Genomic DNA, 14,190 nt, shown 5'->3' on the forward strand with positions numbered 1-14,190 from the left:
GTAAATACAGCCTCTACGGAACCAAGCCCATCAAAGCTTGCGGAAAAATGGTCACCAGCTTCAATCTTCACTGCGGCTGTGAGGGAACCACTTAAGATGACTTCCCCTGGTTGAATGCTCTGCCCAACCTTATACAATTTATTGGCTAGCCATGCAATCGCCCTTGCTGGGTGCCCCATTACAGCTGCACCAGCACCTGTAGCAACGACTTCGCCATTTTGCTTGAAGACTATTCCCATCAATTTCAAATTGAAATTTTCTGTTGAATAGAATCTTTCACCAATAATATAACGGGAAGAAGAGGAATTATCGGCAACCGCATCCTGCAGTGTAAAGCTAAAACCTTGGAACCTGCTGTCGATGATTTCGAGTGCCGGAGCAACATATTCTGTTGCAGCTAGTACATCGGCTACGGTTACATGCGGACCTTTTAGTTCCTTATTGAATATAAAAGCAATTTCCGGTTCCACTTTTGCATGAATAAATGGTGAAAGGGAAATGCGTTCGCCTTCAAATAGTTGCATGCTTTCTAGCAATACCCCATAAGATGGTTCATGAACACCCATCATTACTTGTTTTGCCTTACTCGTTAAGCCAAGTTTTCTACCTACTCTTTTTGTCTGTTCTTCCCTGCATTTCATTTCAATTAACCGTTCTTGTACCTGGTAGGCTAATCCTTCATCTAATTCAGGATAGGCATCAACAAACTTATTAACCGACTTTTTCTGTTTTTCTGCCTCGTATAATTCAAAAGCAATTTGATCAATCACATCCGTCTTTATCATGTTTATCACCTAGTTTCTAATTTTTATCGTGTAAAGGAAGCCGTTACTGAACCAATATGAGCAAACTCAGCAGTAAACGTGTCATTGTCCTTCACTTCGATTGCACTTGTTAAAGCGCCTGAGAGCACGATTTCCCCAGATTTTAATGCCACATCATATTTTCCTAAAGAATTCGCAAGCCATGCAACTGAACGAAGCGGATTACCAAGTACGGCGGCACCTGCGCCTGAATCAATTATTTCTCCATTTCGATAAGCAACCATTCCAATATGGGTAAGATCCAGTCCTTCTAGCTTCGTCGGTTTCCCTCCAATAATCGCACAGGCGGAAGAACCATTGTCTGCAACGGTGTCTTCAAATTTGATTTGCCAATCTCGAATGCGGCTATCAATGACTTCAATCGCTGGAACGATATAATCTGTTGCTTCAATGACATCTAGGATAGAAACATTAGGACCTTTTAAATCCTTTTTCAATTTAAAAGCAATCTCAAACTCTACTTTTGGTTGAATATATTGATCAAGTGATATCGTTTCACCTTCGACAACCATCATATCTGCCAATAAATGACCATAATCAGGCTGGTTGACGCCGAACATTTTTTGAATGGCTTTACTTGTTGCCCCAATTTTTTTCCCAACAATGATACCGCCATGTTCAACTTTTCTACGGATCATCTCTAATTGTGTATGGTAGGCTTCATCCACTGTAAACCCTGGATAGGAAACGGTTAACGGTTCAATGACCTGCTTCGTTTCCTCTGCCTCCAATAAGCGGCTGGCAGCTTCTTGAATAATCGTCACATTGATTCCTCCTATCTCTACCACTAAACCTTTAACTTTTTTTTCTCTGCAAGTTCGACTGCTACATCTAAAATCCAGTCTTCCTGACCAGCAACCGCCTTCCTTTTACCCAATTCCTCCATAATTTCTGAGGCGTTAACACCGAATTTTTCGGCTGCATGCCTTACATGTAATAAAAAGCTGTTATACACTCCTGCATATCCACTAGATAAGTTGTCACGATCAATCACGATCGGAGTCTGCATCAACGGAGTCACTACTTCCTCGGCGGCATCCATTAAAATGGAAAGATTTATTCCTGTTTCCACGTCCATTTTATTTAATACAGCCACTAATACTTCCGTCGGTGCATTCCCTGCACCAGCCCCTAATCCCCTTAGGGTCCCGTCAATTTGGTCTGCTCCGGCTTCAAGCGCTGTAATTGAATTGCCAATCGCTAATCCAAGATTATTATGAGCGTGAAAACCAACTTCGATGGACAAAGCTTCCTTTAATGCATAAACCCTATCCCTAACGCCGCTTTGAACAAGTGCCCCTGCAGAATCGACCACATAGACGCAATCAGCACCATAGGATTCCATCAGCTTAGCCTGCTCAGCCAGTACTTTTGCTGGTTGAGAATGAGACATCATCAAGAAGCCCACCGCCTCAAGCCCTAATTCTTTCGCTAGTCGAAAATACTGCTCTGTTACATCTGCTTCGGTACAATGAACAGCGATTCTTATAACAGAGATACCTAGTTCGGCAGCTTCTCTTAACTCCTTGCTCGTTCCAATTCCAGGAACGAATAAGGAAGCAATTTTTGCTTGTTTCGCTGTTTCTACAGCCACTTTAATCAGTTCTAATTCAGAATGAACTGAAAACCCCTGCTGAAGTGTCGATCCATTTAAGCCAGAACCATGGCTGACTTCAATGATTCGTACCCCTGCTTCATCTAAATTTCGAACAATCGTCCGGACCATTTCCGGTGTATAACTATGGTTAATCGCGTGGTCGCCATCTCTTAGTGTCGTATCTGTCAGTCTAGGAATCTTCATCGGCTTACCTCCTTCACTCCAAGAAAATGTCCGGCATATAAATCTCCTACTTTATATGCTGATGCGGTCATGATATCCAAATTCCCCGCATAGGTAGGGAAGAAATCACCAGCTCCTACAACCTCATTCATGATCACTACTGTTGGTAACCGTCCCCAAGGTGTTTCACGGTAATCGATAAAAGGAGTGCCTTTTAATCTGTATCCTGGAACATAGCTTGAAATCTCAGCTACAATCGATTGAATAGATGCAATGACAGCTCCTTCATCAAACTCTTCCTTGATCACTGCATAGACAGAATTGGTCATATTAATAGGTGGTTCTGCCGGATTAAATACCGGAATTGCCCTCGCTAGTTTGGCTCCGCCAACATGTTGAACAGCATTCGCAGTCGTTTGAACAAATTCATCTACATTTTGTCTTGTCCCTGGGCCAATTGATACACTGGCTACCGTTGCAATTACTTCAGCATAGTGAACATGTACAACGCGATTAACTGCGTGAACTAGGGGTGTAGTTGCCTGGCCTCCACATGAAATCAAGTTAACGTTCATTGATTCCATATGTGAATTTAAATTTACTGTTGGCACGACAAAAGGTCCGATAGCCGCAGGAGTCATGTCGATCGCTAATTTCCCCTTATCGCGAAGTGATGGTGCATTCAACTTATGTGCTTTTGCGCTTGTCGCATCAAAGACAATCCTAATCTCTGGGTCTTCCAAGATGGCTTCAATGCCGTGATGGCTTGTACGAATTCCCTTCGCCTGTGCTCTTGCCAGACCTTCTGATTCTTGGTCAATGCCTGCTACCAAAGCTAACTCCATATTCCCTTCATTTTTTAAAATTTTATACATTAGGTCTGTTCCAATATTCCCCGATCCTAAAATCGCAGCTTTTACTTTTGTCAAGACCTCTCACCCCTCATTCTACTAATCTATCAATTAAGGTTTTACGACTTCATCAGACTCCACTTTTGTAAGTGTTGTCCCATGCGTCCATCAAGATCTAGGGAATTCGGTACCGATGCAAGTATCCCATTTGAACCGGCCCCTTCCTGACGTCCATCTATTTGGTTAGAAAATCCATTGGTCAAGCGTTTGTTCCAATAAAGTCTAATTATTTCACATTCTTTAAAAGGGAACCTTTGCCCATGGGGAAATAATAATTTAAGCATTCCATTGAAAACGAAAGCTGTTAGCTTTAATGTTTTCAATTTATTTGTTACAGTTACTTCGTAAAAACCTGAGGCAGGAAGTAAATAATATGGATTGACTAATATATCTGCATTATGCTTAGTTAAACGAACTCTTCCTTTTATTTGATAATAATCACCTAAATACCGTGGGATTTTCTCTAATTCTCCTAAAAAGATCAGATCTCGAATAAGTGTGGAACTTATCTTTTCACCTTCGAACTCGATTTTATTTACCATTATTCCAGCGATTCTTCCATCCGAGTCGCTTTTGATTCTAGTCATGTTTCCTTCTCCCCGGCACCCATATGTAAAGTCAAAACCGGCTACAACCTGTATTGCTCCAAAGTCGAGAAGATAACTTTGAACAAATTGTTTTGGAGATAAGGAGGCAAATTCAGCATTAAACTGAACGATGTAAAAAACATCTGCCCCCAGCTTTTTAAATATTTTTTGTTTATCTGTTAAAGGCATAAGATAGGGAACGATCTTTTTTCCATTTGAAAGTACTTCTTTTGGATGTGGAAAAAAACTCATAATTGCTAAAGGGAGCTTTTTCTCCCCCGCCTGTTTTTTTGCCTCTTTAATTACCTGTTGATGACCTAAATGAACCCCATCAAAAAATCCTAGAGCCATCACACAAGGCTTTACTTTTAAAAGAGTAGTTTGGCGGTTGGTGTTTGTCACATGAATGATTTCCAAGAAAGCTCCCTCCTCCATAACAGATAACTTTTTACAAAAGCCCTCTCATTCAAGATGGTTCGACAGCAATATCTACGATCCAAGCAATGTACTCTGTGCCTGCTATCGAATCCATCACCCTAGTACCTATTACTATTATTTTTTAAGGCTTCACTACTACAGCAGACTCATCTTTTGTAATCGGTGTTCCTTGTGTCCACCAAGATACAGGGAATTCTGTACCAATCCAAGTATCCCCGTTGCCAGGTACATCCTTTATATCCCACACGACCGGTTTCCAGGCTGGGTCCGTAATAATATAACCTGCGTCTCCGAACAATTCGATTCTGTTTCCGCCTGGTTCAATTACGTACATACAGAAAGCTTGGCTAATTCCATGTTTATTGGGCGGGACTTCAACGAAAACTCCATGATCTTTAAGTAAATCGGCAATATCATAAAGATTTTGAGGTATTCCATACCAATAGCACAGATGATGCAGCTTCCCTTTTACCCCATTAGGCTCTTGCATATAGGCAATTTCATGAACAAGATTGGAAACACTAATCCAGCTTCCAAGTACATGGCCGTTATCTTGAATTTGCTCTCTTAACCGGAAGCCTAGAGTATCTAACATAAAGTCCGTATCAGCTCCAGGATTCGAAGTCATTAGATTAATATGATCGAGACGACGTACGGGTACACCCCGATCTGGCCGCTTTGATGGACGATTTAATAGTTTAGATCTTTGATCATCTTGAACATTGTAATACTCTACATCCCATAAAATTTCCATTAAATGACCATCAGGTGTTGTAAACTGATAAGCCTCTCCATGACCAATATCTCCATCTATCCAGCCGCGGCCAAATCCAGTTTTTTCAATTTCTTCTACGCGACGCTGTAGGGCTTGTGGTGAGGAGGTACGCCATGCGACATGTCCAACTCCCGCTTCTTTTGCTTCGGTAATTATCAAAGTATTATGATAAAAATCTTCATATGCCCTTAGATAAACAGATCCTTCTGACCGAGCAGTTACTTCCATTCCTAAAAATCTTGTAAAGAATTCCACTGATTGTTCAATTTTTGGAGAAAGAATCTCCACATGAGCCAGCTGAGCAACATCGTAAATTGGTTCTTGGTAAGAAGTCATTTTTATTTCCTCCTAATTTTATTTTCATTTAACGAGTAGTTACTTACTTGTTAAAACTCCTTCAGAAGAAAAAAAGCGATATTTTCCGTTAAAGAACATAAGCGGTTCTTTTTCATTAAGGTGGATATCCATTACCTTGCCGATGAATAAGGTGTGATCTCCTTCGATATGGACATTCACTACTTCGCAAGCTACTTGGGCGATGGCCTCTGATAACACAGGTAGGCCATCTAGTTGCTCAAAACTTACTTCTCTTTTTTCCTTTATTTGACCAGCAAATATCATCGATAATTCCTGTTGTTCCGCCGATAAAATATTTACTGCGAATTTTTTGCTGTTCTTAATTTTGTCCAGCATTTGAGCTTTTTCTCCAATGGAAATCACCACTAGTTTTGGGTCAAGAGACACGGACATAAAGGCATTTGCCGTCATACCGTGTATTTCTCCATCGATTTCGGTCGTAATTACGGTCACACCAGTAGCAAATTTCCCCATCGCCGTTCTAAATTTACGATCATCCATCCTGCCAACTCCTCTCCCCGTTTATAATTTAATTGGTTCTTTTTCTACAGCATCCAGCCACGTTTTGTTTGTCCAACCGTTTAGGTCATAATCGTTTAATGCTGTGTCAACAAATGATTTGTAACGGTCCGCTGCTCCGACTGCCTCTGCATGGAATAGGGCTTCCATTCTAATATTTTCATGATTGCCTGCATAATTGACCTCATACAGTTCATGTCTTCCTCCAAACTCAGATCCAATCGAATCCCAAACCATTTTTAACAACTTCACTTTATCTACAGAATTGATGCCTGTTCCTCGATAATATTGATCAAGAAAAGGTCTTAATTCAGGATTCAGAAAATCACTTGAACTAGACGGCAACTGAATTAAACCACCGGCTACCACTTGTTCAAAAATACCCTTCACTCTCACCCAGCTCATTGGCGCTAATGCTCGATAAGCAGCACTGGAGGCACCATTTGGCATAACAAGACCATTCGGTCCTTTATCCGGATCCGTTGCCATTGCAGTAGACAATCCCCAAAACATATTACGTATCGCCACAACCTCACCAATTTGTGCTTGTACACCTCTAAAGTTCTTTGTTCCAGCAGCTTCCGTTGCTTTTAATAATAGTCCTGTCATGAAATCCAATTTAACAGCAAGACGAGTACAACCGTGGAATGTAAAGCGGTTAACAAAGCCACTTTCTGGGACGAAATTATTAGATATTTTGATATTTTTGTAGCAAAGAACATCTTCCCATGGAATAAATACGTTATCTAAAACAATTACGGCATCATTTTCATCAAAACGACTTGAAAGCGGGTAATCAAATGGTGTTCCCGTTGTCGCAGCCTGCAGTTCGTACGACTGTCGGCTGATCATTTTTACCCCCGGTGCATTCATTGGCACAAAGAAGATCAGTGCGTGGCTATGGTCACCATCTCCTAAATCAAATGTTCCATAGTTCGCAACAAAGTTATAATGAGTTAATGCTGCCGCTGTTCCTACCATTTTGGCACCGCTTACAATTATTCCGTCATCTTTTTCAGCAACTGCTCGTACAAATACATCTTTATTTTCATGAAGTGGTTTTGATCGATCCACTTGTGGGTTGATAATAGTATGGTTAACAAAAGGAAGCTCTTTTGCAGCTTTCTTGTACCATGCTTTCGCATTGTCCTCAAAACCTTGATAATAATCTGAAAGGGCATCTAAATGACCAATAAATGAAGCCTTATAATCTGGAGTGCGGCCCATAAATCCATAATTAAGCTTGGACCATTCGGCAATGGCATCTCTTGATTCTAATAGATCTTGTGTACTTTTAGGAGTGATGAAGAATTTGTGTGTGCGATCCCCGTATTCATTTTCAGCCGTTAAAATGTTACGTGTAGCTGGATCATGAAGAGCATCATACATTCTTGCATACGAACGTGCAGAATTTCGATAAGCAGGATGCGTCGTTACATCTTTAATTCTTTCACCGTTTAAATAAACGACCCTTCCGTCATTCAAGCTTTCCAAATATTCTTTACCTGTGTACATTCCATCAACCCCATTCCTATCATTATTTGAACTTTTGAGTGACCGAGTGTGTCGATCCTTAAATTTATGTTAATTTATCTGAAAATTCTTTACAATGACACCAAGTGTCAGAAAAAACAAAAAAAACTGCTATTTTATGTCAGTTTAAAAGTAAAAAAAAATGTCAGAAAACGCCCATGGACAATTTCCATCGGGCGTTTTCTGACACTTTTATATATAAAAAACGATGACTTTATTTGGATTTTTTAAGTCCTTCATGGTCGACAATTTTCAATGCTTTTAGAGCCAAAAGCAATTGAAACTGTCTTTGGGGATCCCGCAGGTCGCAGCCAAGAAAATCAGTGATTTTCGTGAGTCGATAACGAAGACCGCTTTTAGATAATGCTAGATATTCAGCGGTTTGTTCCAGGTTTCCACCATTAAGTAGAAAATGATATAAGGTTTCAATTAATTCAATTTTATTACTATCTAAATTCTCAGACAGAACCCCAAGAGTATCCCTAACCAATTTACGTATGGCATTCTCATTTTTGTCATTAATTAAAACACCAAGAATACCTAGTTCACTAAAAGATGTGATGGGTTTATCCCTTGAGGATAATCGTACAGCTGAACGGGCTTCTTCAATAGCCACACCTGCATCCACTATTTTGCTGTTTTGAGAACTGATCCCCGCTAAAAACAGGGAACTTTTTATTTCCTTTTTTAAATTGGATACTAGAGAAAGTAAGGTATTTTCAATATTTTGCTGGTTTAATTGTTTCTCCATTATTAGGAGAACTAAGCTATCAGCTTGCTGACCAATTAAGACATTGATGCCCTTATTTCTAAAAAACGTAGAAACAGCTTCAAAGGTGGTTTTATGAAGAGTAAATTCCTTTTCTTCACATTTTTTCATAAACTTGTAGGTAAGGACGATAATATGATAGTGTCCAGATAAATCCAATTGAATAAAATCAGCCTTCCTTACGATTTCTTGTTGGGAGTACTTTCCGCTAATTATTTCTTCTAGAAAATGTCCCTTTACTTGTTCCAATGATTCGATTTCAGCTTTTTCTTTTAAAAACAGAAGCGCACAAATAGATGCTAATCGATCGATAATCATTGAGTCAATATCATAGTTAGGTGTCCTTCCCCTATCATATAGAAACGAACAATATCCTACGATTTTGCCTAAAAGGTATATTGGTGTAATAATTCTTGTCCCATTTTCAAACGAGAGGACACTCACTTTTGAAATATTTCGATACTTATCGCCAGAGTAATTACATGCTTTTCTTATCAACTCATAGTCATCCCTGGTAATTCCTTTATATGCTAAGAGATGTTGTCTGATATCCTCAATTACAATAGGCAAGTTTGTTTGTTTATTTAATATTTCTAGAATGGAATCGATGTTATTTCCTTTTATGAGCTCATTTGTCATCTCATTATACGTTCTCGACACGAGTGCTAAGTTATTTTTTTCAACCAAAAGATTCTCGTTTGTCAGTTCCAGTTCCTTAATAATTGGCAGTTCCTTACTATATGAAAAAAATTCTTCTGCCTCTTCCTTCCATTCAGACACAAGGCGCCCCTCCCAAATACAACAAGGTGCCCCTTCACCCTCACACTGCAGTTCTTTAAAAAATACTTCCTCTCCAAGCAGAGCGGTAACATATCCAGTTGCATAACCAGTTAAGGTATAACAAACGGTAACTTTTTTTATCCCAAAATTTTGAATATGTTGTTCGGCTTCAAATGAACTTTCCCAAATTCCCTTAAGTCGAAAAGATTTAATTTGATTATTTTCCACTTCAAGATCTCTTTCAGTAATTCTAGATTTCGCATGTCCTTTTAAGGCATGAATAATAGGACCATATTCAAATTTTTCAAGCATACTTAATGAATCTATTTTCTGAATCTCTTGAGCATCTTCTTCTCCGAGATGAAATCCATATTTGAAGAAAAAGGTTTTCATACGATTAATCCCAATATTTTCGATTAAATCACGCTGCATCGCTCCAAATGCACTTGTAGAAACGAGAACAGACCTTTCATTATTTGCAAATAGGAGTTCATTTTCTTGTCTAATATGCAATAGGTCATTTAAAGTTAACGCTTTCATTCCATTGCTCCCTTCTTAAATGAATTTGTAGCAACAGCATTCCTAAAGATTAATTCTACTTCTTGTGAAAAATACCTTCTTCTACTGAAACGTGAAAACGGAAAACAAGGTCAGACCCTCAGTGCGCTAAAGCGTTAGCACGTTGGGGGTCTGACCCTTTCCTTGAGTTCTTTATTTATAACGGAACTTCTGATTTTTCACCGTAGGACTGGAATTTTTTGCGTATTGGTCAAAACCGGTATCATAAAACTGAGCGATTTTACTTGACCAATCACTGGAATCCTCACCAATTGTCCGTTCAGACATATAGGATGATATCGTTTGATCATATTGATCAATAATTTCCTTTTGAATTTTCGTATCATACTGTTCTTTCTGAAGAGTTGCCATAATTGGCAGTCTTGGTTTTTGAGTAGGGATTGATTTTGGATATCCGACAACCAGACCTGAGATGGGGAAAACATATTCAGGAAGATTCAATAGTTCAACAAAGGTTTGCGGATTTCTCCGTATTCCGCCGATCGGCACGATCCCAAGTCCCATCGATTCAGCCGCTATTACTGCGCTTCCCAGCGCGATTCCTACATCTGTTGAACCAACCATAATGGCTTCTAGGTCCTCGACAATATTAAATTCCGCACCATTTTTTTCAGCCGCCAGTTTCGCCCGGTAAAAATCCATGCAAAACACGAGAAAAACGGGAGCTTCCTCAATCCACCGTTGGTTTCCTGCCGCTTTCGCCAAGGCAGCTTTCCTTTCAGACTCCCTCACTTCAATCACGGTCACCTGCTGTCCATTAATCCAATTAGGACCAGCCAAAGCCGCCTCAATAATCACTTCGATTTGCGCTTCGCTTACCCCTTTTTCAGAGTCGAAGTCCCTAACTGAGCGATGATTTTTTAATAATTGAATGGTTTCGTTCATACGATCACTCCTCGTGTATACGATACTACAATCACAACTTTAAATTCAAAAACCTGAATTTAAAACAGTGCCTGACACCACCTGTAAACGGTTGTTTTAGATGGACATACTCATCGTAATGGTTCTATTTTTGAATCCCAATTTTTCATACAGTTTAATGGCTTGATTTCCTGCATATACACTTAAACGAACCTCTGAATATCCATCTTGTTTAAGATGTTCAATACCAGTCTCCATCAATCGTTTTGAAATTCCATTTCCTCTAAATTCATCCAACACAAACAATTCATAAATAAAACCATATTTCTTTTCAGTAAATGGGTCTTTACTTGTTCCAATAAGAATCCAGCCCATTAGAGTATCGCCTCCAGTTGCTACTAAATAATAGCTTCCTTTCTGCAATAATGGTTCAATAAGTTGTTTGACTTTTTCATCTGACGGTTTTGCCTCGCCTAATGTACCATCGAATAAGGCTTGTGGTGAAAGAGATAAAACCTTTTTATATTCCGAATCGTTTGGTTTTCTTATTTCCATAAATAGAGTTCTCCCCCCAATATTTAACTTAACTATTTTATCATCTCTATTTACCAACTTCCTAAAGATATCGTTTCTACAATAAACCAAAAGCACACAACTAAAAAACTCCAATGAAATAATTCTACAAAAATGGATGAAGCCCTCTATTAAACTACTTTCTTCCTACCTTCTAACAAGAAGGTCATGGAGCATCCAAAGCAAGTCCAACATTAAACAGAAAGTTGCCATTCTTGGCGGCTTTCTTTCGATCTTATAGGTCTCTTATTCTTAAATCTTGGTTAGTATATATTTTCTTACAGTAATTTTTTGTAAAATTAGGAAAAATACCCTATTAATTACATAATGGCGATGGTATAATTTACCTGGTTTTATACTTTATTACTAGGGGGGCTCTTTATGACTTGGTTTACCAAATGGGCTTTACGGAACAAGGCGGCATTAGCTTTCGCTGTTTTTGCCTCAATGATTTTTGGTGTTTTTAATTACACCACGATTCCAATGGAACTGATGCCGTCTGCCGATCAACCTTACGTGACCATTTCAGTGGTTGGAAACGGTATGGATGCTGTAAGCATGGATGAACAGGTAACACAGCCAATTGAAAAAGCATTAAATGGCGTCAGAGGAAAACAAAATGTAGCAGCGCAAACAGGAAATAACTTCACGCAGATGACCGTTACCTTTGAATCCGACATTAATGTGAAAGAAGCAAAACAGCAAATTCAAGAAAGAATTTCAATGGTTAATCTCCCCAGCGGAGTCATGAAACCTTACGTCGTCAACCTGAACACATCTGAAATTCCGATTGTGGAACTAGGTCTTACCTTTGACAAGGAAATTGGCAATCATGAGCTAAATCTTGTAGAAAACGAGATTATGCCGATGTTCCAAGACCTAAAAGGTGTCGGCAATGTCATTACCAACGGCGGGAACAATCAACAAGTGCTGATTAAAGTCGATCCTTACAAATTAGCAACCGCACAATACCCGCTTGAAAAGCTTTACACTCTTCTTCAAGGAAAAAATGCATCGGTTGCAGTGGGTGAACAAACCCTAAACAACGAAGCGACAAGTATCATCGTAACAGGAAAATTAGAATCAGTTGATGACCTCAAAAACATTCAGTTAAACAATAAGACCAAACTGCAAGATGTCGCTGATGTTAGCCTGCAAAAAGATACCGCAAGCATCACCCATTTGAACGGGAAGAATTTTATCGATGTCGTGATTCAGAAGGATTCCACCTCCAATGCGGTAACCCTCGGGAAACAAGTAGAAGATGCGGTTAAACAAATTAACAAAGACTATAAGGGAACACTACAAGCTACTATTTTTATGAATTTAGGGAATACCGTTCTTGATTCTATTAACTCGATGACTAGAGAAGTATTGACCGGAGCGCTATTTGCGACTCTTATTATCTGGCTATTCCTTCGAAGTTTCCGAATGACTCTGATCACTATTGTCAGCATTCCACTTTCTCTTTGTATTACAATGATTTTACTTTCATTTTTTGGGGTTACGTTAAACATCCTCACCCTTGGAGGAATTGCGGTATCGGTCGGACGACTTGTGGATGACAGTATTGTTGTCGTTGAAAATATTTACCGAAGAAAGAAAGAGCATGAACTAACCCCTGCCTTTCTTATCGAAGCGGTAAAAGAAGTAGGAGCAGCCATTACGTCTTCCACCCTTACAACGGTGGCCGTATTTCTCCCAATGATGATTGTTTCGGGAGGGTTAAGAGACCTGGTTGCCCCGTTTGCGATTACGATCACTTGTTCATTACTAGCTTCATTGCTTGTTTCGCTGACAGTCGTACCAGTACTCAGCGGCCGCATGATGAAAAAGGTGAAGGTGAAAGAACACAAGACCCATTCGTTCTATCCTACTGTGCTGAAGGTGGTCGCTCAACCATAAATGGCTTCCTATCATACTAGTAATTCTTGTTGTGGCCGGGTCAGTTGGGCTGTTTGTTAGCATGCCTAAAGGGTCAGTTGATCAGAAGGATTCCGCTTACATAGCCATTAGTCTTCGCTATCATAACGGAACCCCGATAAGTAAAATAAATGACGGAATTTCAAAAATGGATAGCATTCTTGCCGAAAAACAAGGGGTAAAAAACCGTATTACGATCGCAGGTGTCAATGAAGCAGCTGCACAGTATGGCAATCTGCAAGGTGCAAACGTGGTTCAATTTATGATTTTCCCTAAGGAAGGGACAGATTCTGCCAAATTTGTAAAAGAGATCCGAAAAACGAAAGATCAGTTTCCAGATGCGGAGCTGACTGCAGACACTGCTGGTTTGTTGGGAGTGAATAAGACGACGGTTTCGGTCGACGTCATTGGCAAAAATGAAGCAGACATAAAAAAAGCAGCTGATCTTGTCAAGAAAGAAATTAGCACCATTGATGGCGTACAAAAAGTAGAAAGTAACGATCAAAATACAAAGCCAACGGTTACGATTACGGTGGATTCGAAGGTATCCAACGCACAGGAGATCTCTCAGTCTATTTATGCCATGATTCAGCCTGCTGCAATTGGAAGCATGAAAATAGATGGACGGACCACGACCGTTAAATTGGGGGCCATCAAAGAAATTCAAACTGTGAATGATCTAAAAGATTTGCAGCTCATGACACCGAATGGACCAGTTGCTTTATCAAGCTTTGCTAATGTAGAAGAGAGTAAGGAACCAGGTACCATCTATTCAAAAGACGGTCATCATTATCTTCAAGTAAATGCTTTTGTGGATTCAGATAAAATGGTGGACGTAGCGGGCGAGATTCAAAAACAGATCGCTCAATGGGACAAAAATAATACATTTGGCAAAGAAACAAGTGCAAAAATCACTGGTTCTGCCATGCAGTCATCGGATGATTTACTAGAACTAGGTAAACTGGCAATGTTCTCGAT

General features: G+C 39.6%; 13 protein-coding genes. 2 read left to right on the plus strand and 11 right to left on the minus strand.

The window, feature by feature from the left end:
- From V7659_RS27160 to V7659_RS27210, 11 genes are all read right to left on the minus strand, one after another.
- A partial coding sequence (locus V7659_RS27160) for a 2-keto-4-pentenoate hydratase (protein ID WP_335543191.1) occupies window positions 1–785 on the minus strand: 785 nt, incomplete at its 3' end.
- A gap of 23 nt (window positions 786–808) precedes the next feature.
- On the minus strand, window positions 809–1,588 hold the full coding sequence (locus tag V7659_RS27165; RefSeq protein ID WP_420491434.1) for a 2-keto-4-pentenoate hydratase: 780 nt from the start codon (window positions 1,586–1,588) through the stop codon (window positions 809–811).
- 23 nt (window positions 1,589–1,611) lie between these two features.
- Entirely contained in the window at window positions 1,612–2,625 is a 1,014-nt protein-coding gene (gene dmpG / locus V7659_RS27170; protein ID WP_335543192.1) for a 4-hydroxy-2-oxovalerate aldolase, read from the minus strand.
- On the minus strand, window positions 2,622–3,533 hold the full coding sequence (locus V7659_RS27175; RefSeq protein ID WP_335543193.1) for an acetaldehyde dehydrogenase (acetylating): 912 nt from the start codon (window positions 3,531–3,533) through the stop codon (window positions 2,622–2,624). The genes dmpG and V7659_RS27175 overlap by 4 nt, the downstream gene beginning before the upstream one ends.
- 41 nt (window positions 3,534–3,574) lie before the next feature.
- Window positions 3,575–4,519, minus strand: a complete 945-nt coding sequence (locus tag V7659_RS27180) for an FAD synthetase family protein (RefSeq protein ID WP_335543194.1) — start codon at window positions 4,517–4,519, stop codon at window positions 3,575–3,577.
- 142 nt (window positions 4,520–4,661) lie between these two features.
- On the minus strand, window positions 4,662–5,651 hold the full coding sequence (locus V7659_RS27185; RefSeq protein ID WP_335543195.1) for a catechol 2,3-dioxygenase: 990 nt from the start codon (window positions 5,649–5,651) through the stop codon (window positions 4,662–4,664).
- 39 nt (window positions 5,652–5,690) lie between these two features.
- Complete coding sequence (locus tag V7659_RS27190) at window positions 5,691–6,173, minus strand: flavin reductase family protein (RefSeq protein WP_335543196.1); 483 nt, start codon at window positions 6,171–6,173, stop codon at window positions 5,691–5,693.
- 21 nt (window positions 6,174–6,194) lie between these two features.
- The gene (locus V7659_RS27195; RefSeq protein ID WP_335543197.1) at window positions 6,195–7,706 is read right to left on the minus strand and encodes a 4-hydroxyphenylacetate 3-hydroxylase family protein; all 1,512 of its coding nucleotides are present in this window, start codon (window positions 7,704–7,706) and stop codon (window positions 6,195–6,197) included.
- 232 nt (window positions 7,707–7,938) lie between these two features.
- Window positions 7,939–9,813, minus strand: coding sequence for a XylR N-terminal domain-containing protein (locus tag V7659_RS27200; protein ID WP_335543198.1), 1,875 nt, complete (start codon window positions 9,811–9,813; stop codon window positions 7,939–7,941).
- Between the two features lie 171 nt (window positions 9,814–9,984).
- On the minus strand, window positions 9,985–10,737 hold the full coding sequence (locus V7659_RS27205; protein WP_335543199.1) for an NADPH-dependent oxidoreductase: 753 nt from the start codon (window positions 10,735–10,737) through the stop codon (window positions 9,985–9,987).
- 96 nt (window positions 10,738–10,833) lie between these two features.
- Window positions 10,834–11,271, minus strand: coding sequence for a GNAT family N-acetyltransferase (locus V7659_RS27210; RefSeq protein WP_335543200.1), 438 nt, complete (start codon window positions 11,269–11,271; stop codon window positions 10,834–10,836).
- A 399-nt stretch (window positions 11,272–11,670) separates the two neighbouring features.
- Between V7659_RS27210 and V7659_RS27215 the strand changes: the two genes are divergently transcribed.
- Together V7659_RS27215 and V7659_RS27220 are read left to right on the plus strand one after the other, a co-directional pair.
- Window positions 11,671–13,194: an efflux RND transporter permease subunit gene (locus tag V7659_RS27215; RefSeq protein ID WP_335543201.1), complete on the plus strand. Its 1,524-nt coding sequence runs from the start codon at window positions 11,671–11,673 to the stop codon at window positions 13,192–13,194.
- A gap of 31 nt (window positions 13,195–13,225) precedes the next feature.
- On the plus strand, window positions 13,226–14,190 hold a 965-nt coding region (locus V7659_RS27220), incomplete at its 3' end, for an efflux RND transporter permease subunit (protein WP_335543202.1).

Origin of the sequence: Neobacillus drentensis, from assembly GCF_036966985.1 — a bacterium.
GTDB classification, from domain to species: domain Bacteria; phylum Bacillota; class Bacilli; order Bacillales; family Cytobacillaceae; genus Neobacillus; species Neobacillus drentensis_E.